The 24046-nt window shown below is 42.1% G+C and carries 23 protein-coding genes and 1 pseudogene; 4 read left to right on the forward strand and 20 right to left on the reverse strand.

What is annotated here, in order from left to right; all coding sequences use genetic code 11:
• Window positions 1-165 precede the first annotated feature (165 nt).
• Complete coding sequence (locus R7P35_RS05435; protein WP_053307578.1) at window positions 166-873, forward strand: GntR family transcriptional regulator; 708 nt, start codon at window positions 166-168, stop codon at window positions 871-873.
• Between the two features lie 19 nt (window positions 874-892).
• On the opposite strand, the gene mnhG is transcribed toward R7P35_RS05435, so the two are convergent.
• The 9 genes from mnhG to R7P35_RS05480 form a co-directional block, all read right to left on the reverse strand.
• Entirely contained in the window at window positions 893-1186 is a 294-nt protein-coding gene (gene mnhG, locus R7P35_RS05440) for a monovalent cation/H(+) antiporter subunit G (protein ID WP_005373314.1), read from the reverse strand.
• Window positions 1186-1464 (reverse strand): cation:proton antiporter, encoded by a 279-nt coding sequence (locus R7P35_RS05445; RefSeq protein WP_005373317.1) that lies wholly within the window; start codon window positions 1462-1464, stop codon window positions 1186-1188. The genes mnhG and R7P35_RS05445 overlap by 1 nt, the downstream gene beginning before the upstream one ends.
• Window positions 1457-1933, reverse strand: a complete 477-nt coding sequence (locus R7P35_RS05450) for a Na+/H+ antiporter subunit E (protein WP_005373320.1) — start codon at window positions 1931-1933, stop codon at window positions 1457-1459. Before R7P35_RS05450 ends, R7P35_RS05445 begins: the two co-directional genes overlap by 8 nt.
• A complete protein-coding gene (locus R7P35_RS05455; RefSeq protein ID WP_213904431.1) occupies window positions 1930-3426 on the reverse strand; it encodes a Na+/H+ antiporter subunit D in 1497 nt (498 codons plus the stop codon). The genes R7P35_RS05450 and R7P35_RS05455 overlap by 4 nt, the downstream gene beginning before the upstream one ends.
• Window positions 3423-3776: a Na+/H+ antiporter subunit C gene (locus R7P35_RS05460; RefSeq protein WP_138940374.1), complete on the reverse strand. Its 354-nt coding sequence runs from the start codon at window positions 3774-3776 to the stop codon at window positions 3423-3425. The genes R7P35_RS05455 and R7P35_RS05460 overlap by 4 nt, the downstream gene beginning before the upstream one ends.
• On the reverse strand, window positions 3776-6445 hold the full coding sequence (gene mbhE / locus R7P35_RS05465) for a hydrogen gas-evolving membrane-bound hydrogenase subunit E (protein ID WP_213904430.1): 2670 nt from the start codon (window positions 6443-6445) through the stop codon (window positions 3776-3778). The genes R7P35_RS05460 and mbhE overlap by 1 nt, the downstream gene beginning before the upstream one ends.
• A gap of 164 nt (window positions 6446-6609) precedes the next feature.
• Complete coding sequence (locus R7P35_RS05470) at window positions 6610-6801, reverse strand: hypothetical protein (RefSeq protein ID WP_005373328.1); 192 nt, start codon at window positions 6799-6801, stop codon at window positions 6610-6612.
• Between the two features lie 109 nt (window positions 6802-6910).
• Window positions 6911-7846 carry a universal stress protein gene (locus R7P35_RS05475; RefSeq protein ID WP_005373330.1) on the reverse strand — a complete coding sequence of 312 codons (936 nt, stop codon included), beginning with the start codon at window positions 7844-7846 and terminating at the stop codon, window positions 6911-6913.
• Window positions 7847-8239: 393 nt separating this feature from the next.
• Complete coding sequence (locus R7P35_RS05480) at window positions 8240-8959, reverse strand: SDR family oxidoreductase (protein WP_053307575.1); 720 nt, start codon at window positions 8957-8959, stop codon at window positions 8240-8242.
• A 135-nt stretch (window positions 8960-9094) separates the two neighbouring features.
• Here R7P35_RS05480 and R7P35_RS05485 point away from each other — a divergent pair, with 135 nt between their 5' ends.
• Entirely contained in the window at window positions 9095-10003 is a 909-nt protein-coding gene (locus tag R7P35_RS05485) for a LysR family transcriptional regulator (RefSeq protein WP_053349221.1), read from the forward strand.
• Window positions 10004-10093: 90 nt separating this feature from the next.
• Here the strand turns inward: R7P35_RS05485 and R7P35_RS05490 are convergent, their stop codons facing one another.
• The gene (locus tag R7P35_RS05490; protein WP_132937156.1) at window positions 10094-10867 is read right to left on the reverse strand and encodes an AraC family transcriptional regulator; all 774 of its coding nucleotides are present in this window, start codon (window positions 10865-10867) and stop codon (window positions 10094-10096) included.
• A 99-nt stretch (window positions 10868-10966) separates the two neighbouring features.
• Here R7P35_RS05490 and R7P35_RS05495 point away from each other — a divergent pair, with 99 nt between their 5' ends.
• The gene (locus R7P35_RS05495) at window positions 10967-12103 is read left to right on the forward strand and encodes a multidrug effflux MFS transporter (RefSeq protein WP_005373339.1); all 1137 of its coding nucleotides are present in this window, start codon (window positions 10967-10969) and stop codon (window positions 12101-12103) included.
• A gap of 114 nt (window positions 12104-12217) precedes the next feature.
• On the opposite strand, the gene R7P35_RS05500 is transcribed toward R7P35_RS05495, so the two are convergent.
• The 10 genes and pseudogenes from R7P35_RS05500 to R7P35_RS05545 form a co-directional block, all read right to left on the reverse strand.
• The gene (locus R7P35_RS05500) at window positions 12218-12628 is read right to left on the reverse strand and encodes a hypothetical protein (RefSeq protein WP_005373341.1); all 411 of its coding nucleotides are present in this window, start codon (window positions 12626-12628) and stop codon (window positions 12218-12220) included.
• Between the two features lie 203 nt (window positions 12629-12831).
• Window positions 12832-13161 carry a hypothetical protein gene (locus tag R7P35_RS05505; RefSeq protein WP_213904429.1) on the reverse strand — a complete coding sequence of 110 codons (330 nt, stop codon included), beginning with the start codon at window positions 13159-13161 and terminating at the stop codon, window positions 12832-12834.
• Between the two features lie 319 nt (window positions 13162-13480).
• Window positions 13481-13879, reverse strand: coding sequence for a hypothetical protein (locus tag R7P35_RS05510; RefSeq protein WP_017820366.1), 399 nt, complete (start codon window positions 13877-13879; stop codon window positions 13481-13483).
• Window positions 13876-15879 carry a pesticin C-terminus-like muramidase gene (locus R7P35_RS05515; RefSeq protein ID WP_318091827.1) on the reverse strand — a complete coding sequence of 668 codons (2004 nt, stop codon included), beginning with the start codon at window positions 15877-15879 and terminating at the stop codon, window positions 13876-13878. Before R7P35_RS05515 ends, R7P35_RS05510 begins: the two co-directional genes overlap by 4 nt.
• Before the next feature lie 893 nt (window positions 15880-16772).
• Window positions 16773-17349, reverse strand: a pseudogene (locus R7P35_RS26585) (DUF4150 domain-containing protein); the annotation flags it as partial.
• Window positions 17350-17497: 148 nt separating this feature from the next.
• A complete protein-coding gene (gene icmH / locus R7P35_RS05525) occupies window positions 17498-18289 on the reverse strand; it encodes a type IVB secretion system protein IcmH/DotU (protein ID WP_025767903.1) in 792 nt (263 codons plus the stop codon).
• The gene (gene tssK / locus R7P35_RS05530; RefSeq protein ID WP_005373357.1) at window positions 18286-19611 is read right to left on the reverse strand and encodes a type VI secretion system baseplate subunit TssK; all 1326 of its coding nucleotides are present in this window, start codon (window positions 19609-19611) and stop codon (window positions 18286-18288) included. The genes icmH and tssK overlap by 4 nt, the downstream gene beginning before the upstream one ends.
• Window positions 19612-19622: 11 nt before the next feature.
• Window positions 19623-20123 (reverse strand): type VI secretion system lipoprotein TssJ, encoded by a 501-nt coding sequence (tssJ, locus tag R7P35_RS05535; RefSeq protein WP_005386118.1) that lies wholly within the window; start codon window positions 20121-20123, stop codon window positions 19623-19625.
• Window positions 20116-21609 (reverse strand): type VI secretion system-associated FHA domain protein TagH, encoded by a 1494-nt coding sequence (tagH, locus tag R7P35_RS05540; protein ID WP_213904428.1) that lies wholly within the window; start codon window positions 21607-21609, stop codon window positions 20116-20118. Before tagH ends, tssJ begins: the two co-directional genes overlap by 8 nt.
• Before the next feature lie 9 nt (window positions 21610-21618).
• Window positions 21619-22218: a hypothetical protein gene (locus tag R7P35_RS05545; RefSeq protein WP_017633753.1), complete on the reverse strand. Its 600-nt coding sequence runs from the start codon at window positions 22216-22218 to the stop codon at window positions 21619-21621.
• 503 nt (window positions 22219-22721) lie between these two features.
• Here R7P35_RS05545 and R7P35_RS05550 point away from each other — a divergent pair.
• A complete protein-coding gene (locus tag R7P35_RS05550; RefSeq protein WP_005386112.1) occupies window positions 22722-24035 on the forward strand; it encodes a type VI secretion system ImpA family N-terminal domain-containing protein in 1314 nt (437 codons plus the stop codon).
• The last annotated feature ends 11 nt before the right edge of the window (window positions 24036-24046 follow it).

Here is a 24046-nt window from a genome sequence, read left to right on the forward strand (position 1 = left end):
GTTTATCCTGAAAATGTATAAAGTAAGTATTAATACTTTTATGATACATTTAAAGTATAAGCACAAAGATACGAGATAAAAATCACACAAAGATCCTAAGGAAAAGTATTAACTACATCTCAGATCACATTCTTGCTATCATGATCCAAGACTTAGCGAGGTATTATGAAACCCAAATACATAGACATTGCGGAACGATTAGAAAAAAAGATCAAAGATGGGGAACTACAACCGAAATCGATGCTTCCAAAAGAGAGTGATTTGCAAGAAGAGTTTTCCGTAAGCCGCGTAACCATCAGAAAAAGCTTACAAATTCTGGTCGACAATAATTTAATTAGTCGGACAAGAGGTAGTGGAACTTATGTAAACGATCTAAAAGCCCAACATGATGCCTTACATTTGCTGGGTTTTATCGAGGAAGTCAGTAAACAGGGGAAAACGCCTAGCTCTCAAGTCATAAAGTTCGAACTTAAAAAGCCGAATGAGCAGGTTGCTAAGCAGTTAAATCTCTCGCCCAATGATGATACATATGAAATACATAGACTCAGATGTATTAATGATGAGCCTGAAATTTACGAAGTCACTCATATGCCAGCAATGTTATTTCCAGACTTGAGCATAGCCATAATGAATGGTTCTAAATATGAGTACATTGAAAATAGCAAAGGATTGAAAATTGCGAAAAGCAGTCAGTCTGTCAAACCGTACTTGTTAGATGCAGAGACGGCCTCATACCTGAATGAATCAGAAGCTTCCCCTATTCTAAAAGTTGAGTCCACTGGTTACCTAGAAGATGGTCGTGCATTTGAATATACCGTCAATTACTTCCGACTTCATCAATACAGCTTCGAGTTTATTTCAACTAGGACGTAGTACTATTCGACGCTAATGGTTAATCATTGCGCCAAATCTTATATCCGACCTCTCGCATTGCTCTGCCGAGCAGGTGGGAGGCGACTGGCGCAGTGAGAACGATAAACAACATCGTACCGATAACCCGAGAGATCACGGTAACTTCAGGGAGTGAGAAAGCGACCGCTAATAACAAGCAGCTCACTCCGACAGTTCCAGCTTTGGTCGCTGCATGCATTCGGGTATACAAATCAGGAAGCCTCAGGACACCTAGACTTGCAACCAAGGTCAACAATGTTCCTAAGCATAAAAATAGTCCAATCAACACGTCCATTATTCTTTCTCCTTTCTTTTAACGATCAAACGTGCAAATGCGATCGTGCCGAGAAATGCGACCAAACCTAATGTAATGGCGATGTCTAACAGAGCGTCCTCACCGCTGTCTAAGGTGTAAACCGTAATAAATCCGATAGTGATAAATGAAATCAGATCTAACGCCACAACTCGATCAGCTAGCGTTGGTCCTAGAATTAAACGAGCAAAAGCCATAACAAAGCTGAGTAGTAGCCCAGAATAGGCAAAAGTGACCGTTATTTGCAGCCAACTATCCACGCGTCACCTCCAAAATTCGATGCTCTAACCCATCTTTAATTCCGCGAATAACCTCTTCATGTTCAGGTGCAAACATGGCATGAACGATAAGATACTTTTTATCAGCCGTAACATCCAAACTAAGCGTGCCCGGTGTTAAAGAAACCATGTTCGCCAGTAATGTGATTTCTAGATCAGAATCGACCTCCAGAGGGACATAAACGATATCAGGCTGACTCAAATGAGTAGGTGTCACGACGTCCCACACCACTTTCGCAACCGATATAACCATTTCATAAGCGAAGTACACCAATAACTTCAATGCAGATGCAAAACGTTGAAAATAGCTCGTTTTCAATCCAAATGGTTGACTCAACCTTAAAGCAAAAAAACCGACCGTAAATCCGACGACAAAATTCAGACTCGAATAGCTGCCATTAAGCATCATCCACGCTAACGCTAAGAAAAAATTGAGGAATAGATAGATCATGTATTTCCTCCTAACACCACTCTGATGTATTCAGTCGGATTTAACAGTTGTTCTGCAGCTTGAACGGAAAATTGATAAAAAGGCTCCGCCACTAAGCCAATGATTAGCGTCAACGTTGTCAATACAATAATTGGAACGCAGTACAACCAATGTACTTTGGCCTGCAGAGTCTGTTCTGGCTTCTCTCTAAATGGCTTTTTCCAAAATGCCTCACTCCAAATTTTCGTCATCGAGTAGACGGTAAGCAACCCCACCAATAACGCGGTACCTGCTAACCAGTAATATTCAGCCTGTATGCTCGACTTGATGACCAATAGCTTTCCCCAGAAACCCGATAGCGGTGGAAAACCGGCCAGAGAAAACGCAGGGACAAGAAACAAGAACGCTAACCAAGGCATAGCTTTGTATACCCCACCCAAATGTTCAAGTTGACTAGAGCCATATTTGCGCTCGATGAATCCACCTATTAAGAACAAATTCGCTTTTACAATGATGTGATGAACAATGTAGAAAATGGCACCGGCTAAAGCTAAGGGAGTGTAAATAGCCAACCCCATGATCATATAGCCTATTTGGCTAATAATATGAAAAGAAAGAATTTTCTTAATGTCGAATTGGCTAGCCGCTCCTAAAACGCCCGTTAACATGGTTAGCCCTGCGACCCAAATTAACGTCGGTTGCCAACCACTCTCGGCGAGCGGAAATACCAAGGTAAAGACTCTTATCAACGCGTATACACCGACTTTAGTAAGCAACGCGGCAAACAGTGCCACCACACCGCTTGGTAACGTGTGATAAGAAGCTGGCAACCAAGCAAATAAAGGAAAGAGTGCCGCTTTAATAGAAAAGGCAAACAAAAATAGCGCGGACAGCATCATGTTGATGCTCAATTCATTTTCCCCTACTTTGGTGTAGAGATCGGCCAAGTTCAAGGTGCCCGTTGCGCCATACAACAAGCCGATAGCAAGCAAAAATACCAGCGTCGAAATCAGGTTCAACATCACGTACTTTACTGCACCATCAACTTGAGTTTTCGTTGCATCTAACACCATTAAACCAAATGATGAAATGAGCATGACCTCAAACCAAACATACAGATTAAAAATATCTCCAGTCAGGAAAGCGCCATAAACGCCAGCAAGCAACATGTGCATTAACGCATGGTAATTGCTATAGGAGGGCTTTCGGTGAAGGTCCGCCATCGCGTAGAAAACACATATCGCACCAATCACCGCCGTGATCATCACCATAGCAACGCTGAGGTAATCTGCGACAAACACGATACCAAATGGCGCACTCCACTGACCAAAAGCAACGGCTTGAATACCATTATTTATGATGTTTTCTGTGAGAAAGCCCGCAACGAAAAGGTTCGAAATCGCACTTACACCGCTCAACCACTCAACACTTTTTGTTGAGCGACGGACGAAGAAGATAGTCAACGCCGTACTCAGCGAGAGAACAACCGGTAACGTAAGCAAAATCGAACTCATTGACCCTCCTCAGAACGTTGCATTTCATCGACGTTTGCAGTTCCAGTGTCTTTATAAGCTCGATAGAACAGCATTAAAGAAAAAATAAGTAGTCCAAAACCGATGACTATCGCAGTTAAGATAAGCGCTTGAGGTAAAGGATTTGCCGCGCTATCTGGTGGTAAAAGAGCATTATCGCCAATCAATGGCGGCTCTCCAGGCGTCAGCCTTCCAGCGGTAAAAATAGCAAGGTTAACCGCACTACTGAGTAACATGATGCCGAACAAAAGGCGCAAGATATGCTTTTCAAGCATTAAATAAACACCTGCTGCGACAAATACTCCAACGACAACACTCCAAACTACTTCCATCACTCTAGCTCCTCATTAATACGAAGCAGCATACCCATCACGCCACCTATAACGGCAAGGTAAACACCAACATCAAAAACCAATGGCGTCCCTAGTGGTATCACGTCTTTCCACCACAGTCCGGTCAAAAACGGTTTATCAAACGCAAAGCTCAAAGCACCAGAAACTAAGCTCAATGCGATGCCAGATAACGCAATGAGAAACGGTTTGAAATACAACCTAGAACGAACGTATTTCGGTGATTCCGCGAACATGAGAAGTGATAAACCAATAACGGCAATCAACGCACCAATAAAGCCACCACCCGGTTCGTTATGACCACGTAACAACAGATACACTGAAAATACGAGCATGAGTGCCGAAACGATGTGTGCCGTGGTTGCAAAAATTAATGATTGGATACGATTTTGTTTTTTCGCTCTTGTCTTAAGCAAACTCACTGCCGCAATCCCAGCAATAACAACGACGACAACTTCTCCCAATGTATCAAATGCGCGAAAGTCGACCAGAATAACGTTAACAATGTTTCGCCCATGTCCACCCGGGACACTGTTTTCTGCAAAGAAATCTGACACCGAAGAATCCATCGGCTGAGACGTGATTCCTAACAAAAGTAAAGTAACCGAAACACCTATCACACCTGCTATGCAAATATTCGCTACTTTACGTCTTATTGAATGCTTGGGCACGGTGGTTAGACGTGGCATATGACGCATTAACAATGCAAGAAAGACCACCATTAATGTTTCCACTAACAGTAAAGTCTTCGCAACGTCCGGGGCGCTATAAATCATAAAAACAAGCGTGGTCATGAAGCCAATCATACCAAGCGCAGAAATCGCAAGAAGTCTTGCGTGGGACAACGTACATACGAGCGCAGCACCAATCAACAATAAGGCAATACCAATCTCATAGAAAGTGACACTTGAAAGTTCGCCAACCAAAGGCAGAGGAATAAGCGCTACCTGACTCAGTAACGCAACGGCAAGTACCGTGAAAAATAATAGGACATAGCGACTCAATTTCTTTTGCTGTAACCGCGCCGTTTGCCACTTCGCCACTGTCATCATGCCATCTAATAGTCGTTCAAAAATATTCTCCGCTTTGGGGACGAATAGATGTAACCGCTGAAAAAATGCAGACACAGCTGGATAAACACGGTACACCACATACCCCAACGCTAGCGTAATAACGCTTAACACTAACGGTACATTCACGCCATGCCATAGTGATGTCTCTTTAAGAGTTGCTGTGGGCAGAATGTCAGCAGAGCCCGGAAAAATAATATTGCGATCTAACCAATTTAAACCGAATAACGGGACCAGGAGACTGCCAAGTGCCAAGAGCAAAGGCGAGATCCACAGGTTTTTTTTTGTCTCAACTGGCTTAGTTTCAATCGGCACGAGACCACGGCGAGCAAAGAATGGTCTCGCAATAAGCATAATGGTTAGCGCGACCATCAGTATATTCACGATTAAAAGTACAAAGGCGATCCAGCTATTGAGCTCTACTGCGGACTTGTACATGTATTCTTTGCTCAAAAAACCTAACAACGGCGGGAACCCCGCTTTAGACAACGCAGCCAAACTCCCCGCAACCATGCTGATGACGAGCACTGACTTCAGACCGTACAATTGATCAATATCTCGTGTTCCTGTCGCTTTGTCGATATTACCCACCACCATAAACAGCGCAGCTTTATAGAAAGAGTGAGCGAGAATAAACATCAATACTGCACTAACGGCCAAATCTGTGCCCATACCTAGTAATAATGTTAATTTACCCAAAGCAACATTCGTGCTGTAGGCTAGCATCAGCTTCAAGTCAGTTTGTTTTAATGCGACAAATGTGCACCAAATGGCCGTGATACTCCCAGTGATGACTAAAGCATAAAACCAGATCTCGCTGTGGGCATAAACTGGCGATAAACGTGCTAATAGGTAAATGCCTACCTTTACCATTGTTGCCGAGTGTAAATACGCACTGACCGGAGTGGGAGCTGCCATCGCGTTAGGTAGCCAAAAATGAAACGGGAATTGCGCAGATTTAGTAAATGCACCGAGTAGTATGAGCACTAGAGATGGGATAAACCATTCATGCTGCGCAATAGTGTCTGCCTGCTCGATAATGGTATTTAGCTCATAACTCCCTGCCATTGCTCCCAGCAAGATAAGACCAGCTAGCAACGCTAGTCCACCAGCACCGGTAACAATCAGCGACTGCAAGGCGTTTTTCCGAGACGTTTTATTTTCGTGATTAAACCCGATCAGTAAGTAAGAAGTGATGGTGGTGAGTTCCCAGAAAACAAATAACAACAGAATGTTATCGCTCATCACAATCCCTAGCATGGCAAGCATGAATAGGGTTAGATACAAATGAAAGGAAAACCGGCTATCACTTTCTCGTAAATAAGCCAAAGCGTAGATTTGAATCAGTGCGCCAATCCCACTGATCAGTCCCGCAAAAAGAAATGAAAGGCCATCTAGTCTAAAGCTAAGGTTGATATCGAGGCTTGGTATCCATTCCGCATTCCAGCTCACGCCTGCAGGAGTATAGATATAGAAGAGAAAAGAGAAGATTAAAACTGGCAGCGCAGGGAAAATCAGTAAGACCAACTGATTATCTAGGTTTTTCGGCAGGTTTTCTTTACCCGTTATGTTATTCAACATCGCAGCCCATTCGTTATTATAAGAAGGTACGCGCTATTCGGCGCAAATGACAAACTCCACTGTATTGTTTTAGCCCAAGCGCTTCAAAAACGATCATGAAACCAAGGGAAAAGTAGCAAACAGTAATCACTGAGTGCTACTTAGAGGAACGCCGATACAAACCGCTATTTGCTGTCTGCTACGGCATAAGAACGTAGGTCACTACTTACGTGTTCTTGGCTGAATGTATATGGATTATCGTCATCAGCTAACTCGAATGCATCGTAGGTGCAGTCACCGATATCATTTCTCGGACAAACATAAACATTCGAACGTTCTATCATTTCTGTGTGGCATTTCGGGCATAGGTTTTTCATGTCACTCTCCTCTGATAACTTATTGATACATTGATAATTCCATGTTCTAGAGATCCATCTCCCTCCTTTACCTAAAACATCACTTAAACCCAACTTTGTTACACCCCAATTACTGAATCGGTGAGACAAAGCCATCGGGCTTAAGAGCGACCAAACTACAGTTAATCGATTGCAAAATATTTTCAGCCGTATTACCAATGACATAGCCAGATATACCAGTTCTCGCTAAGGTTCCCATTACCAGCACGTCTACCTCAATACTCTCTACGTAATCTGGAATCTTTTCGTCGGGTTTTCCATGCAGGTGGTGAATCACAATTTCACCTGTAATCCCAGACTCCTCCAACAGCTGTTGCAGAGCTTGTTTATGATCGGCTTTTGCTTTGTCGAGTTCATGTTTCAACTCAGCATCATCGACTTGAATCCAAGCGTTACCATTAAGGTAGTTTTCTAAGTAATACTCCCAGCAAGAAATCACGTGTAAACGACTATCGCAGGTGTCGGCTATCGAACGCGATAATTCGAGTAAACGCACGGCTAATGAGTGCTGTTCATCGCTTGCCGTTAATGGGTCGATAGCCACAGCAACACGGCGTTTATCTCTTGGCTTATCAATTGGTCGGTGCAACCAAAGCGGACAAGGGCATTTTCGTAACAGAGTCATATCAATAGCTTTGAAACCCTCAGCACCTTCACCGAGCGGTTCAGCTTCTTTGATGATGAGATCTTTGTTATCAGCTAATGCTTCTTGAATAATACAGACAGCGGGCTTTTCACTGCTTTTCACAGTAAGAGGAAATGCGAGATCCTCTTCAGAGAGTCCCAGCTTCTGTCTGTATTCGTGAATACTTTGTTTGAGGGAGTCTTGCAGCGATTGCTCATAACTTTGCTGATACTGGATCATGTCTGTTGGGAAATCAGGACACGCTATTAGCCCTGAGACAGGCACTTTGTTGCTAGATGCAATCCTCATCGCTTGTTCGAGGGCGTCACTATGGCCTGGCAATCCTTGTGTTGCAAAAAGTATGTTTGCGAATCGTTTCATACACACCTCCTTGTTTGGTTAAATATTAACCACCCACAAAGTATAATACCTAACGGATAATTGTAACGGCTTGTGACGTTGATGAAATCAATTCTCATTAAGAGACGGATATTGCTTCATTTTGTTTTACGTCACACTCTCCTTTCTTCACAACTATCGCCTTCGACCTAAATAAATTCCGCTACCTAAAGTTGAGACCAAATAAAAACCCAAATTACTCAAAGTTTTTTCTCACCTTGAGTAACTTGGGTATAAGCAATAACACACTTAGTGTCCGGATTTAAATGGATGACCTAAATTTTCACGCAACTTAGTTTAAAGATGCCATCTCAATCACGAATCGATATGCAAAGTTTTACGGCTTTAGTGACCTAAAATCGCCGTAACTCAATGTTAAGGTTGTTGTTTTGTCGGTGCCAAAGCAATTTCACGAACACATACACCTTGCGGTTGCTGATAAGCAAACAGCACTGCGCGTGCGATGTCATCTGCGGCCAACACACCGCCCATATCCACCTTCCAAGCGTCATAGCCATCTTTAATATCTTGAGACGTTGTATGTGAAAGTAATTCCGTTTCCACTGCACCAGGTGCAATCGTCGTAACGCGAACATTCGATGACGCAACTTCTTCACGTACGTTTTCAGAAATAGCATGAACCGCAAATTTGGTACCGCAATAAGCAGCATGATCAGGGAATGTTTTCTTGCCCGCAATAGAGCTGATGTTAATGATCGTACCACTGTTACGTGCTTTCATCGGTGCTAGGACGGACTGCATGCCATTGAGCAAGCCAATTACGTTCACATCAAACATGCGCTTCCACTCCGATGCTTCCTGAGTATCTATCTGACCTAGAAGCATAACGCCTGCGTTATTTACAAGTGCATCTACCGGACCATACAACGCTTCAGCTTTCTCAATTGCAGCCTCAAAAGAAGCTTTGTCGGTCACATCTACCTTTTCACAAAGCGTATTTGGTAAGTTTAATGCTTCCAAACGTTCTACACGTCTTGCTAACAAAAGAAGAGCATGGCCCTGGTCACTGAAGTGACGTGCAATCGCTTCACCAATGCCTGAACTAGCGCCTGTAATAACAATTAACTTTTTCATTTTGAATCCTTAATAGAACGGTTTACATCAGTGGCGGTAAGTTTAAGAAAACTTTGTTTGTTGATATATACCGACCTAGTTGAAACACTGTTGTTATACTGCAACAATACTTTTTTGAATTATGAAGAAGTCATCATGCAAACACACATCAACCTTGCGGATATTCGCTCTTTCGTCCTAATCGCTCAACTAGGAAACTTCACGAAAGCAGCAGAGCAACTTGGCGTTTCTCGCTCACACGTTTCACGTCAAATAACAAATCTGGAGCAACAGATTGGTGTCACTTTGCTACAAAGGACCACTCGAACACTGAACCTCACCGAAGCAGGCAAGGTTCTGTATAAACAGTGTGAAACTGCCCTTCACAATATTGATCAAGCTGTTATGGCAGTGGTTGATGATGTAGAAGACTTAAGAGGTGACATTCGTATCAACTGTGTGGGGGGCTATTTAGGAGAAGACGTTGTCGCAGATATCGTTGCTCAGTTTCTAATCCAACACCCACAAGTGAGCATTAACTTAGATTTTAGCAGCCATCGTGTCGATTTAATCGCGGATGAATTCGATATCGCTTTTCGAATGGGAAAGTTAGACGACTCCAACTTTATCGCTCGCAAACTGATCGATGTGGAAATGGGGACATACGCAAGCCCAAACTATTTAGAAACATATGGCTATCCTTCACATCCAAAGGACTTAGAAAAACACGTTTGTTTGACAGGTAGTGTGACACGGTGGGCATTTGAGAACACGAATACAAAGCAGTCAACTGAACACCAGATACGTGGACAGTTACGATGTAAGAGCGGCAGAGTAATGATAAAAGCAGCCTTGGCGGGAAATGGCATCATCCGTGTGCCAACACTTTATTGCCAACAAGAACTCCAGACAGGCAAGCTAAAAGAAGTGTTTACCGACTGGAGCATTCCGAGTGTGGAATTTTCACTCCTTTATCATCACGACCGACATCAACCAAAACGCATCCGAGCCTTTGTTGATTTTACCACGCAATACTTTCGCAAACTGCAGAGTAAAGACAAGTAACCTGCATGTTGGTACCTGTCTATGTATGTTTTATAGGCTGAGCCTGCGAACCTGGGGTTTGTTCTAGAAAGAGTGTGAGCATTTTGACGCTTAAGGCTTGGTTTTCATAAACGTCAGAGGTGTTTGTCCAGTTTGCTTTTTGAAAAATGCAATAAAAGCACTGTCTGACGAAAACTCCAGCCAATCGGCAGCTGCGCTGACTGGCATGCCCGTTGATAACAATTCAACTGCCTTTAAAAGCCTCCACTGTTGCCGCCAATCTTGATAATTCATTCCCGTTTCCGACTTAAATAATCGTGTTACCGTCTTGGTGCTTGCCCCAACTTTGCTTGCAAGAGCAGTAAGCGAAGGAGCTAGAAATGAAGGTTCAACCAACTCTCGACGAAACGTTGTTAAGCGCCGATGCGATGGCAAAGGCAACTGAAACGAATAACGTTTCGCAGCATAAAACTCCTCCCAAAAAAGCGCCGTCGTATTTACCATCTCGCTGCTAGGCTTATCCCACTCCCAAAATGACATTTTATCAATAAGAGCTTGGAGTAAATTATTCACTTCTATCATCGTGATCTTACTCGGACAGGCAAACTCCTCACAATCAAAATACAAAGATCGGTACGCCACCACATTCGTCATTAGTGCGCGATGCGGCGTATTAGGTGGGATCCAAACCGCCTTTGTCGGTGGCAAAATACAAATCGAGTCTTCCAGAGCAAAACTCATACAACCTTGAGGTGCGTACAATAACTGCCCTTTCTTGTGCATATGCATACCTGAGTCGTGCTTGCCAATATCCGCAGCAATTCCCACTACACAAGTAGAAATTTTGTCTGCATCAAATTGTGTTTTTTCGTTAATAAGCGCCATTTTGTCCGAATGTTGATGTATTTGGTTTTTATGTTGTTATTAGATCAATCATAGCCTCATTTATACTGCCTGCCAACTTCATTAACGATGGGTAACAATATGAATACTAAGCCCTCTTTATGGCTCATGCTGGTTATGTTGATGTTTCCGCAAATTGTAGAAACTATTTATAGCCCAGCGCTGAGCTCAATCGCTCTTTCATTTGATGTAAACCACGCACAAGCAGCCCAAACATTGTCGATTTACTTCCTAGCTTTTGCCATTGGCGTTGTAGTTTGGGGAGTTCTCGCAGATAAACTGGGAAGAAGGCCCACCATGCTTATTGGGCTCTTTATCTATGGTTGCGCATCTTTACTCGCAACTCAAACCGAAAGCTTTGCTGTTGTCATGACCGCGCGAGCCCTAAGCGCATTTGGTATCGCGGTAGGATCCGTTGTCACACAGACCATGCTTCGTGACGCGTTTGACGGTCAAGAACTGAGTAAAGTCTTTAGCTTAATGGGGATGGGTATATCAATCAGCCCGGTAGTTGGCATGCTATTAGGCGGGCAGCTTACAGCGCTTGGTGGATACCGTTATGTGTTTTTTGCCTTGTTTTTAATCGCGTTAGTATTGCTCGCTTACAACGTTATTAAGCTTCCTGAAACACAGAAGGAACAGACACCAGTACGGTTGCATCAACTTAGCTGGAAAATGGTAAGAGACGCGCGAATTTGGCGCTCAGGATTACTGGTTGCTTTGTATAACATTGCTCTATTTTCTTATTACCAGCTTGGCGCATTTACTTTCTCGGTACTTGGGTATAACTCCGAACAATTTGGATACAGTGGCATGGTACTGGGGTTAGGCACTCTGCTTGGGAGTTGTTTAAACAAATCCCTAGTGTCTAAAAATGTTCGAAAAAGCCAACTACTTTGGCTCTCAGCAGTATTGCTTAGTTTGGGATCAGTCGGTGTGTTGATTCTGAGCCAATCAATCTGGTTTGTTGCTCCAATGGTGTTAGTCGTCATGTCTTATGGGATTGCGATACCCAATATACTCAGTGACGCACTCGTTGATTATAAACAACAGGTAGGTAGCGCAGGCGCTTTATTTGGGCTCATGTACTACATCATGATCGGGACGGGATTAGCGATGGCTGGAACAGCACAAAACTTAGGTGTCGTTCTATTAGCATGTAGCTGTTTAGCGATTTTATTAGCGTTTTCTAAAAGGCAAGTTCATACCAACTTGTGACCAGATACTACGCATTGCTTGCCTAATCTTCCGAAGATTGGTCTACATCTTTTCTAACGGTTAACTAAAACGTAAATAAAAAGCGCCTGTCGGCGCTTTAATTATCCATAGATCTTATTGCCATGTTGGCTCGCCAAACTCTTCACAACGTTGCTTGTCGTAATTTTCAATGCGCCCGCGTTTACCTACAAACTGAACCTGAACAACCATTCCAGCTTCAACATATTCACTGAAATAATCGCAAGAAACACGAAAACTAGTATCGCGTATAACAATTGGTACCCATTCATAGCCGCCGCTGCGTGGTAAGTAAGACTTGAAGGTAATGACCCCGTCATCTGAAACGTTGATTTCTTCATCATATTCATTCAACTTATAAAAACGTTGTCCATCAAACTCTGTCTTTGCTTTTTCAATTATTTCCTTCGTTGCTGTCGATTGCATCGGCGTATTTGAGACCAGTTGACACCCAACAACAGATGTCAATACGGACAAAGCCAAAGCGAGTTTAGTTATTTTATTCATTTACCTAACCACTGTTGAATTATTCAACACTTACCATTTTAAAAGGAGGGAGACCATACTTTATTTTAAAGAAAATAAAAAGCGCCTTTCGGCGCTTTTTATCTGAACATTTCTTATCCAAACGTCTCGAGTAGATTTTCTAGAAAAGCTAACTTTTTATTACAATGAATTTTATTTAGGCTCTCACCGGAATCTATTGCTATTTAACCCCAAGCTTCAAACTCATTAGGCTTTACGTGTTTTATTTTTAATCTAACGTTGGGATCCAGAGCTGTTTCAGTTTCCCATTCACAGTAGTACTCAACAGCATTTTCATCTTCAATCATGTCAACGAAGCTAGCAACGACACTCAACCGTCCACCACCTCTAGTCAATGAAAAGTACGCATTCTTGTTTTCATTTACTTCAAATTTCAAAGGAATGAATTCAGGTTCTTCAAGAGAAATATCTATCCATTTATAATTATCTAAACTCTTCCCCTTTCGTGGGGCATAAACTGTTTTCAACCCATTTTCGTCAACAACGAAGTACATCGAATTCTCGGCTTGATTAAAACAAGCTTTCAAGCCACTGTCTTTATTTTCCAAATTACATGTGAATACAACTGAGCTTTGCTCACACGCAGCATTTACTTAGAACGGAAGAGAAGAAAAATAGTAAGGATGTAATCTGAGTAAAGTTAAGGAACATATGAAACATTAACCAAATTGACTCCAACTCTAATTACATTTATTAATAGTGACTATTCCTTATAGGAATATATCTGCCCGTAATCACTGTATAAAACTAATTACTAAATAAACAGCTATTTTATTTCTTCTACATTAAAACCCAAAGTCTAAATCGGTATAATTACTTACACTCTTGGTTTGAAGAAGTTGGGTCCAATGCTAAAGCAACAAAATCATTCCCATATCTTCTAACAACAATAGGTTGCACAGAGTCATAAGTGCCGACCTTAGATTTATCATGAAAGCAAAGGTACACATTATCACCTTTAATTTCCATTAACTCAATCTTGTAATACCAATGGTCATCATCTATTACAATCTCATCTTTTGTTATTTTTGGTACTGCAAGTTTGAATTCACCTTGAAAATCAGAAAAATGCCTTTCTTCGATGCTTTTGGGGTTCAGTGAGTTAGGGAATGATGTAAAGTCTAACAATTCATAAATATCCGTCATTGAAGCTGCACTAGTCAAACCTGACCAAATCACAGCCAAAGTAATTAATAGTCTATTATAATTCATTCAATAATTTCCTTAAGTAATAACGCTTCTTTTTTTCTGCGTGTTGGATATAGATCCCTAAAGTCCATTAGATTATCATACATTTCTTCCCACTTCTGGTTTACAGCTTGAAACCAGAACTTTCTAGTTTCACGAGGTAGATAACCATATTGATAGGCAACGGAAGCAATTACAGTTTGAGCTTGACTTGGTAAGCAGGCAAATTCAATCTGAGAATTTTTATTATACAACGCTATGATTTTTTCAGTTTCATGCTTTTTAACTACGTGATTAATTAAAAGCAACTCATCTTCATTAATAGTTAACGGATTTTTTTTCAAAAAAGATTCTGCTTCAAATTTCTTCATACCTAGATATGGGGTGAGCTTTGTTATAAGGTCACTCGGTAGTTCGAGTTTTCTCAAATCAACTATGTTTCTTGCTCCTAAATCGAAGCCAGTAGCAATAGTTACCCCACTCTTACTATTCTTAGGGTCAGGAACATATCCTTTTTTTCTGCTACCTTCAAGTTCACCTATAAACTCGTGGTCAATTGATAATTTACATTCACTTAATTTCGTAACATTCAATGTAAAAGGCCAATAATGCCAAAGGCTCTTATCATCGCTTAGTTGCAAATCACCATGTAAATCTTGCATCCATGAGAACTTATCTGCTCTTTCCAGTTCGAATTGTGAGAAAAGATCAAAGCTATCCATCACTTGATCGCGCCATGGGGAGTTACGGTAGTCCTCTATAGTCACAAAACCAGCGGAGCACTTAATATCTAGAGCTTCCTTTGCGGTCTGATGGATTGATTCATAAAGACTTTGTGACGACTCTGTATGCCAATCTGTAGGATGTTTCACAATAAATCGCTCAAAGTGTTTACGCTTACCGTCTAAGTATACTTTGGCATCGCGAGCAGTGAACGAGGAGAAGTCCGTTACTTGATCTTCTGTCACAGATTCAAGTAATTGCTGAATAAACGAATTACTCATATCAACGGCACCGCTACTATCGGCCCCATCGAGAACAACAAGTGGATTTTCTTCCGCATTTTTGGGAGAAATCTGTTTTTTGAAAAATTCGGGCGGCTCCTCAAAAGAGAACATCTCGATATGCACACGATTATCTTCTTTCTTAGTTCCAATTGCATCGTTACTGTACTCATGCAGTCCCATGTAACCGATATCTTCCCCAGCTGAAACCTTTACCCCCTCTCTAAATAGGAGTGGGAGTAAAGAAACCACACTACCGTCCCTAATCATTGCCGCCTTGTCCGACATCCATTTAGGTTCTGAAACTGGTTCTGATAGGACAGCAGAGGAATCTTCTAAAATGTCAAAGTCACTATTGAGACCCGAAGCAAACCAAACAATCTTGTTTAACAGTGCTTTTTCGCTACCACTTGCCGATTTACCATTCTCTACCACACGGCACTTTATCATTTTGTAGGTATTTTTGTCGATCTGGTATGGATGGGTCTCCTTCTCTTCTGCATACAGGTATTCAAGTAATGTTCCTTTAGACATCGACTGTTTTTTTTCACCAGAATTAGTAGGCACATCACTATGTTTGAAAGTGCGTACATTTCTCGCTTCTTGTAAACGGTAACGCGTGGTTATAGATGAATTGGCGCCAATATCTGAAGGTGGCGCAAGGTGCATATAAAGTGTATAGAACTTAAATACATCTTCATTATCTTCGGGGTTTACAGCCTCATGCTCGATAAGCACAAAGTTATTACTATACTTAAACTCTTGCTCTTGGTACGTTGATGTTAGGTAATCAGGATTTATGCGAAATGCCACTATTTTTCCATCAAGCATCGCTTGAATAGGTCTGAGCCCTTTCCCCCACGGTAACATTTTTGATGTTAAGTGAATGCCACTATGCCAACCGTACCCTTGTCCTATTAAATAACGACCGCTCTTAGCTTGATCAAACAATTTCGTAAAATCACTGAGCGTGTAGTAAGCGTCACCTTCTCGTTGCGCTATCGGAAAAACTGCATCCATGATTTAAATGTCCTAGTCAGAAAAGTTATCGTCAAAAGTGACAAATGATGGGCGGTTCAAGTTGTTTGACTTCGTGTACACCACCGCATTAACCCTACCTAAATTAGTAGCAAAGCTAGATTGGCTCGCTATGTTAACGGTACTCCCAAGGGCCATTGCCGATATAGAAATTAGGGTGTCATTTTTGGTTTCGAAAATTTGGCTAATGACGTCAGGAAGTGCTTGTTTGAAGTGGTTAAGTGCTTTTTTATAACCGTTTATACCCTCTTCAACAGAACTCAACGATCTTGCAGAAGCTTGGCTTTGTATGAAATCTAAACGACCGATGATTTCACTGTTTAGCTCATCGATGTATGAACAGATTTGATTGTTTATCAACGTCCATAAAACAAACTGCAAATACTTCACAGTATTCCCAGTCCCTAAAAAGCGAAGCTTCGCTAATAATTCATAGGGAGGCTCAAACACATCAGCTTGATATAAGACTCTCAATATATCGCCATTTTCGTGCACTTGCTCCAAGAGCAGTTCAACTAAAGGTTCATATTTCTCTAGCGCAGTAGTATCAGTTTGGATGTGATAAAGTGCCGAAACATAAGCATCAGAAAAATCTTTAGAGTGATTTTGACTAATCGCATAAGGAGACGATATACGGCTTTGCTCTAACACAATATCTTTAAAGTCATCATCACTGAAGGATGGGGACATCAATATGCCCCAGTCATTAGCAACCCCAACACGATCTTCCCAAAATGGCGAGCGGCGACCTGCGACAAACGTACAAAAATCATTCGGATCAGGGTAAGTTTCCGTAACAATATTTTCAGCTAAAGATTGGTTCGGGGTGTAAGAGTCTTGAGTTTCGCTGAGCACTAACCTGCATTCTTTTAGAGCGAGACCATTAACAGATGCTTTTCCGCTAGAATCCAGCACTCCACTCCCAATGACAGCACCTGAAGGTTCGACTAAAGAAAATTGTGCATTAGAGTAAGGGAGCCCATTTGGATATTTGCATTCTATATCCAGCGTATACGTCCCTTCCTGCTCTTCACTCACAGAAACCGATGGGTTTTGTGCGCCGCCAAGACACACAGTGTTGGCTTTGTTCATGGTCATTTGATCGGACAGGCGACATACGCCCTTACCTTCAAATTTAACCGTTGGTGAGGCTGAAATGAATTTTGCTTCAGCTTCTATCGTGCCAGAGGAAACGCCTTTTCTGTCACCGCCCGCATCGCCGGTACTTTTTGAGAACGTACTGCCCTTGATAGCGACACTGTTACCGCCATCCATAGAGACTGTCGTAGTCCCACCAGCAAGGTCTGCTGATTTAGCATTGTTGCCATAAGGGATAGGGACGACTGGCTTGCCGACCTTAGTTAAACAAACATCTGGGAGCGTTGCATTCGCTTCACCACCTGAGCCTTTATGAACTATCGAAAGTCCATTCGCACCAACTGTTACGCCCATAACCAATCCATTTGAATTTTATTGATTGAATGATAAAAGAGATCGCAAACTGCAATCTCTCTAAATAACTAGTGAATTTCACTAAAAGACCAGTGATATTCACAATAAGCCCTAAAACTGGCAGAAGATCTCATTTTTAGATTTCTGGTTATCTATACACTTCAAGCAGTTGCTGGAATTTTAAGTCTATGACGATGTAGGTTGCCGCATACATAAGCGCAAACGTCATCGCACTAAGACTTAAGATCAGCTTGGGTGAAATTACCCTTTTTAACGGCTTCTTTAGGTATTTAGCTTTAAGGTTGATTAAAGAAACTTTTTCTTGTTCTGCTAGGCGGTCATCTCGCACTAATCGATAAATGGTGCTGCCAATTTCCGCTAGCTTTTCGTTGCCACGCTCTTCACGGCCGTACTTGCCTTGGAAACCAAGTTGAAGCAATAAATAGAGAAACTCTATAACGTGACGGTATTTGCGAGGGTCGGCTTTTAAGCGGTCGAGAATAACGAAAAACTTGTCACCACCAGATGTCTCGTTGTGGAATTCAGACAGTAAGCTGTTCTGGCTCCAGTGACTATTTGCCCCCCACTCTTGTCGACAAACAGATTCATCAATCGCCGCACACAAGCAGTAACGAATAACAAGAACCGAAGCACGATCGAGCTCCATTTCATTAAGTTTTCGTTCACCTTTTCGAATCTCACGTGCCACTTGTTCACGAAATGGCATCGGGTCATCAAGCCAAGGGATCGAAGACATACAAGACAGACTGGCGATCAACCATGAGAACTGGTCCACTAGCGGGTTAATACCCATGTTGTCGATAGATAGATCTTGTACTGCGATGTTTCTCGACAAGTCAGGCGCTGGCATTACCTCCATTGGTTTGCCAGGCTCTGGTTGGAATAAGACTACGGTGACGTCGGTTTCTGCGTAACTCATAGACGAACGGCCCAAAGTTGCAATGATAAGTTAGCGAAATCGCCCGCAACGTGAATCGCAATCGCAGCAGTGTTCTTCAACGCCATCCACTCTTCGCCCGTTTTATCGAGCTCGAAATAGGTGTAGCCAGCATGATACGGCAGCGCGCGTGGCACAACTGGCATTGGTTTGATCTCAATCCCAGGCAGTTGAAGGTTAATCAAGTCACGTATGTTATCGATAGAACCGATCTTCGTTTGGCTGACAAACTGGGTATGCAGAACATCCAAGGTCACGTCGGCTTTAACTGCGAGGATAAAGGTTGTCGTATCAATGATCTTATTGTCAGGGATTGCTGCCGTTCTGATGCCATAGTTCTGATCTTTTAAGGTCAGTGGAATTGCTCTTTGCTCAGACATCACGCTCAATGTCATTTTCGCACTGTCTAGGACGCGAGAAAGACAGCTAGTAAGATCACCATGATTGTACTTCGTAAACTCAATAGGTCGGCGTGTTGTTGAACACAGCGTCGAAAGCTCACCTTCTGCCTGAAGAAGAATTCGATACAAAGACTCAGGATGCACAGCTTCTGTGCTTGCGAAATGCCAAAACAAGGGTTCGTATCGGTTGAGCGCTTGCAATAGCATAAAGTCAGAAACCGATGATACGCCTTGTTGATCCACCACCCCTAATCGCTGGACTATCGATTCCGCGCGATGCTTCAACATAGAAGCAAACTCGGTCGCAAATTTACTCAGTACTGTCGACGCATGAATATCGATGCAGGTAGGAATGAAACTATCATCTAAGATCACGCTGCCATCAGGCTTCACTTCTGAGATCTTTAAGATCGGAATAGACGTGTAAGCACTCTTATCTTCATGATCGTACATTAAGCAAAAGTTAAGCTTACCGACGACGATATTTGCCATGTCTTCCGAATCATAACAAGCGTCAACCGCTTCTTGAGATTCCATCGTATAGCGCGCACCGTCTTTTTTGGTACCAAATAACTCAGAACGTTCCGATGGTAACGGACAGCACAAATAAACGACTTTATCGGCAATCGAAGGATCTACATCTTTCACTTCAGGCAGCTCAGCAAGCAACGGAAGCTCAAATGGTGTCCGGTCTTGTAAAATACCTTCAGCACGAGTAATACCGATTTTACCCAGTGCTAGTAACTGAGAGTTGATTTCTAAACGTTTAATTCCCCAATGCAAAGGCGATGCATTGGCACTCAGTAGGCTCGATAGTTTACTTTGCGAACGATCGAGTTGTTGAAAATGCTGCGGCTTCATGAACATTCCATCTTGCCAAACAACTGGATTGTATAAAGACATGTTTCTATCCCTTAAAAGTAAACCTGTTCAATGCCGCGAGTGTTATCAGAAATTAACTCACTGCCCTCTAACTTGAGCTTGATGTAGTACTCGCTCTTCTCTTCAATAACTTCCACTTTTCGCCATGACGAACCATCAATATCACGAAAAGCCACTGAAAAACCGACGGCACGAGTGTCAGGGTCTAGCGTTAGCATTTCATGAACTTTTCCACCTGGCTGTATTTGATACTCGTAACGTTTGATGTACTCATCACCCAACGACGCTTTATCGCTCTCAAACAAGGCAAAGAAATCTAAGCTTCGGAACAATACTGGCGAACTTAATTCGTGAAGACGGAGAATAACTGGAGATGACTGGCCCCCATTTCTCACATTAAGTACAGGTGATGCCTCAATAACCAATTCAATCGACGAAGTTTCTGGTGTGATACCAGTGGACTCTTTAAATTGATCCCACATGGAACAACCGGACAACATGGCAAATCCGAGTAATACGGCGATACTACGCATGGTTTCCCTTAATCACTTTGTTATAGTTTTTCTTAATCAGCCCTTTTAAGGATGTTTCATTAAGCAGGCGACGATTATTAGTGTAGAAATCTAGGTATTCGGCCCACAGCTTTGACTTAGTTGAGAACAAAGACTGGCTAGCGACCCTGTTAGCAAATGCTACGGGATCGTTCGTTTCAGACTGTTCTAAAACGAGCTCATTCAGTGCTTTGTTAAACATAACTTGGTGGTCGTTCAGCTCATCGAGCATTTGTTCAACCAGTTCATTTGGAGCCAGTAATTGCTGACTATTCAAAGTAAGCATTAGCTCTGCAATGTTCGAGTTAGCCTCACTCGCACTCTGCTCATCTTTTAACGATTCCACTTCGTGCAACTCTTTCTGTAGGTTATCAATACATAAACGCAAGCAAGTGCCCATTTGCTTGAATAACTGCGCCTCATTTGTCATCAACTCTGGGTTTCGAATACCCAAACCATCAAAAAACGCTTGCGCTATATCTTGAGAGCAAACGGCCGCATCAGTATCGACTTGTGCTTTCGTCGTACTGTTTATCGCGTGCTCTGCCGTAGGTATTTGAAGTTGCTGATTAGTGTTAGGAGAAGGCGTAAAAGATTGGGTCATCTCTTCCCATTTTGACCCTGTGTTAGCCTGCTCTACGACCATCTCAGTAACATTAGGCGTACGATGTTGTCTTTGAATCGTGCTATCTGGGGCTACCGTGCCAGGTTGCATCACCTCAGCTGAGGCAATATCGGCTCTATGTGCCTTACCGCTTTCTGGCGCTAATGCATCATTGACTGATGCGTTACTCTTGGTTTCCGCAGCCATCCAGTCTTCAGGGATTAGGCTTGGCTGATCGAATTCGGAATATATACTGAAACTGTCATCGACCACCTGACGCGTGCTTTCCACGGTTCTAGGTTGTTCAGATTCTGTACGCTCATTATCACGAATTAAGTAATCGTCATCTCGCTGCATCGAAAAGTTAAGGTGAGCAACAGGATCATGACAATCAATGTCATCCTGTTTAGTCTCCATAAACAAATCTTCTAAGGCACCGACTTTTTCTTCCTCTTCGACAACCGCATCTCCTAGACTAACCAGAGGATCGCTAGATACTCGCTCAGGAGCAATATCAGCGGCGATGTCTAGTGTTGAGGTAACGTGCTCAAGAGAAACACCAATCTCATATTGCCCTAAAGAAATGACGTCGCCATCAACTATCGCAACGGGTTGATTTTTTAGTATTTTATTCCCATTCACCATTGTGCCGTTAGTTGATACGTCACTTATATAGTAGGTATCTCCATACACGCTGAGCAAACAATGAGTGCCCGATATAAAGCGGTTGTGATCGGCTAAAGACACGCTACAGCTTGGGGAACGACCTATCGAACCACCACTTTCAGGCATTTCAATATGCTTTGCACCGGTGTATTCCTCTGGACACTTTGAGATAAATAAAACTAGCTGATTTGAGTACATTTACGAACCTCAAAAGAGCAAAGAAACTGATAGTTCAAGCCCACCAATTCCATCATTTACAACCGGAAGGATATAAGAGGCCTGCGGGATAATTTGTATATGGGCGTCAGGATTACTGCCTAACTTTATAGCAGTACCAAGGGTCACAACCGCACCTAACTCAAACTGGTCGATGTCTTCAACACTCTCATAACGATAGCCCTCTTGGTCTACTTGCCAGCGATTAGAATATTGCGAGTAACCGACAGACAAGCCCGCACCAACGTATGGCGTGAAAACACTCCAAGAAGTCAACGCATATTGAGGAACAACACGAAGTTCATAGTTCGTCGCTTCTTGATATAAGCCGTTTGCTGGCGCTTCAATATCTTCTGCTAGATAGTTTAGCCCTAACCACCAACGCCAACGGTTATTGTTTTCATCAATAGGACGAGTATGAACCAAGCCGAACCTAAGCGTATCCTGCTCACCACTTTTACCTTCATCGTATTTAATGCTATCGATAGTCAACATACTGGTAGAGAGTCCATATCGCTCCCCTTTTGCCATTGCAACAGAAGAAAATAGACACATGGCTGAAATCAGCCCAATTTGACTTGGTTTTAGCATTTCGTCCCTCTAGGAAAACCGATATTCTACTTAGAGGCGAAAGATATCAATTATATTCTCTTTTTCAATAAGCCTAAAAAAACACCTATAATTTAATACATTTCAACTATCAGGTTGGTTGTTTTACCTACAAACAAAAACTAAAGAACCGACTACAGATTAAGTGACGAGACAGTAAATCTTTCTATTTAAATAGAAGTCACAGAATTTGATTGCTAATTGAACAAACCGTAATCTCCGATAACAATTTAGTTACTTTTTAATCAACGTTCTCATCTTCATATATAAGTTTCTTCTTATAAATAGACTTAACTATTGATATTAATATTATGAACAAAGATCACACTAAAAGTAATTTAATTTCTTTTAATGAATTTTTATTATCTAATCCGCTTATTTTGTCTATAGAATTGCGGCAGATGTGCACTGCTTATAATTTAATATAACAGTAGTGAAATCCTATATAACTTAATACTTCTATATGATCAGTTGGAACTTTCTTTATGTTTTTTACCGACTTCGCTCGAAGACCAATCGATGAAAATAACCCAAGCGGCTCTAATCCTAATGGTTCTGAGGATTTTGACGAAATTAAACGTCAAATAAACAACCTGAATAAAGTCACAGGGAGAGTCTCGTGGAAAACGGTTCAAACACTCTCAAAAAAGATCTTGAGTACCCAAGCGAAAGACCTACGTTGTTGCTGTTACTTTACCGTTGCGTCAACCTATAACGACGGCTTAAGAGGCCTTGTTGAAGGGTTAAACTCAATACTTGATGTGTGTGTCGTATATTGGTTCAACGCGTATCCAGAGCATTCAAAGTCAAAGGCACGAATGAGCGCTATTGAATGGATGGTAGAGCATACTGAAAAACGAATTAATAAGCATCGAGCGTTACCAGAAGAGCTCCCATTGATAGAGGCAGCACATCAATTATGCTTGAGGATTGAGGAAGAGCTTCGTCTTCATTACGGTATTGAAGCGCCGTCATTAGGTCGCATTCGCCGTATTTTGAATCAATGGATTGAGCAGATAAAAGAACAACAAATTGCGGCTGAGTTACGCGAGAAAAAACAAGCCAACACTAGCGCTCCTGCAGCAACGCAGAAGGCACCTGAAATTAAAGTGAATGTGTCTCCCTCTCCGGCACCGGTGTCATCACCCAACCTAAATAGCCAAGAGAAAGCATCACCGGCAAAGTCTGGTCGATTTATGATCTACTTCGTTATTGGTTTGATTGTTACTGCGATATGTTCACATTTCATGTACGAGCAACAACGTTATCGAACATTGGAACAAAAAATTAATCAAGCTTCACTTAATGAACTTGTAAATTTGGTCGCCTCGTTAGATTACGAAAATAAAAAATATGCTCAGTCATTGAAAACGCAGGCCATTAATCGTGTCGATATTATGATGAATAACTGGTTTTTAGACTCGGCAAAAGTAAGTAACGTCAGCGAGCTCGATAGCTTGACCAATGAATTAATCGCAATCTATCCGGATTCGTCTTCTGCACAGCAGCTACGTCAAAACTTTTTGACACAGAGCGCCCATTTAGAAGACCAGTTTATGGATGTTTATAAGCGATTCTCAGACGCAAGAACGGTGTTTGCCAACGTAGCTAGACAGAATGTAGATAAGAACTCTGAAAAGGCGTACGAATACAGTAACTCGTTATTCCCGCTTTTAGGTCGTATTGAATACGCTGAAAAGTATTCACAGCAAAAGGAAATTGACCGCGCAACCCTTTTACTGAACATCTACCTATATAAATTGAGTCAGCTACAAGCTGAAAAAACTGACAATAAATAACAATACAATTA

The sequence above is a fragment of the Vibrio sp. Vb0304 genome (assembly GCF_033338995.1).
GTDB lineage: Bacteria > Pseudomonadota > Gammaproteobacteria > Enterobacterales > Vibrionaceae > Vibrio > Vibrio alginolyticus.

Coding starts and splice junctions, on each gene's coding strand:
- R7P35_RS05435 (WP_053307578.1), top strand. CDS start 166: ATGAAACCCAAATACATAGACATTGCGGAACGATTAGAAAAAAAGATC.
- mnhG (WP_005373314.1), bottom strand. CDS start 1,186: ATGGACGTGTTGATTGGACTATTTTTATGCTTAGGAACATTGTTGACC.
- R7P35_RS05450 (WP_005373320.1), bottom strand. CDS start 1,933: ATGATCTATCTATTCCTCAATTTTTTCTTAGCGTTAGCGTGGATGATG.
- R7P35_RS05455 (WP_213904431.1), bottom strand. CDS start 3,426: ATGAGTTCGATTTTGCTTACGTTACCGGTTGTTCTCTCGCTGAGTACG.
- R7P35_RS05460 (WP_138940374.1), bottom strand. CDS start 3,776: ATGGAAGTAGTTTGGAGTGTTGTCGTTGGAGTATTTGTCGCAGCAGGT.
- mbhE (WP_213904430.1), bottom strand. CDS start 6,445: ATGTTGAATAACATAACGGGTAAAGAAAACCTGCCGAAAAACCTAGAT.
- R7P35_RS05470 (WP_005373328.1), bottom strand. CDS start 6,801: ATGAAAAACCTATGCCCGAAATGCCACACAGAAATGATAGAACGTTCG.
- R7P35_RS05475 (WP_005373330.1), bottom strand. CDS start 7,846: ATGAAACGATTCGCAAACATACTTTTTGCAACACAAGGATTGCCAGGC.
- R7P35_RS05480 (WP_053307575.1), bottom strand. CDS start 8,959: ATGAAAAAGTTAATTGTTATTACAGGCGCTAGTTCAGGCATTGGTGAA.
- R7P35_RS05485 (WP_053349221.1), top strand. CDS start 9,095: ATGCAAACACACATCAACCTTGCGGATATTCGCTCTTTCGTCCTAATC.
- R7P35_RS05490 (WP_132937156.1), bottom strand. CDS start 10,867: ATGGCGCTTATTAACGAAAAAACACAATTTGATGCAGACAAAATTTCT.
- R7P35_RS05495 (WP_005373339.1), top strand. CDS start 10,967: ATGAATACTAAGCCCTCTTTATGGCTCATGCTGGTTATGTTGATGTTT.
- R7P35_RS05500 (WP_005373341.1), bottom strand. CDS start 12,628: ATGAATAAAATAACTAAACTCGCTTTGGCTTTGTCCGTATTGACATCT.
- R7P35_RS05505 (WP_213904429.1), bottom strand. CDS start 13,161: ATGTACTTCGTTGTTGACGAAAATGGGTTGAAAACAGTTTATGCCCCA.
- R7P35_RS05510 (WP_017820366.1), bottom strand. CDS start 13,879: ATGAATTATAATAGACTATTAATTACTTTGGCTGTGATTTGGTCAGGT.
- R7P35_RS05515 (WP_318091827.1), bottom strand. CDS start 15,879: ATGGATGCAGTTTTTCCGATAGCGCAACGAGAAGGTGACGCTTACTAC.
- icmH (WP_025767903.1), bottom strand. CDS start 18,289: ATGAGTTACGCAGAAACCGACGTCACCGTAGTCTTATTCCAACCAGAG.
- tssK (WP_005373357.1), bottom strand. CDS start 19,611: ATGTCTTTATACAATCCAGTTGTTTGGCAAGATGGAATGTTCATGAAG.
- tssJ (WP_005386118.1), bottom strand. CDS start 20,123: ATGCGTAGTATCGCCGTATTACTCGGATTTGCCATGTTGTCCGGTTGT.
- tagH (WP_213904428.1), bottom strand. CDS start 21,609: ATGTACTCAAATCAGCTAGTTTTATTTATCTCAAAGTGTCCAGAGGAA.
- R7P35_RS05545 (WP_017633753.1), bottom strand. CDS start 22,218: ATGCTAAAACCAAGTCAAATTGGGCTGATTTCAGCCATGTGTCTATTT.
- R7P35_RS05550 (WP_005386112.1), top strand. CDS start 22,722: ATGTTTTTTACCGACTTCGCTCGAAGACCAATCGATGAAAATAACCCA.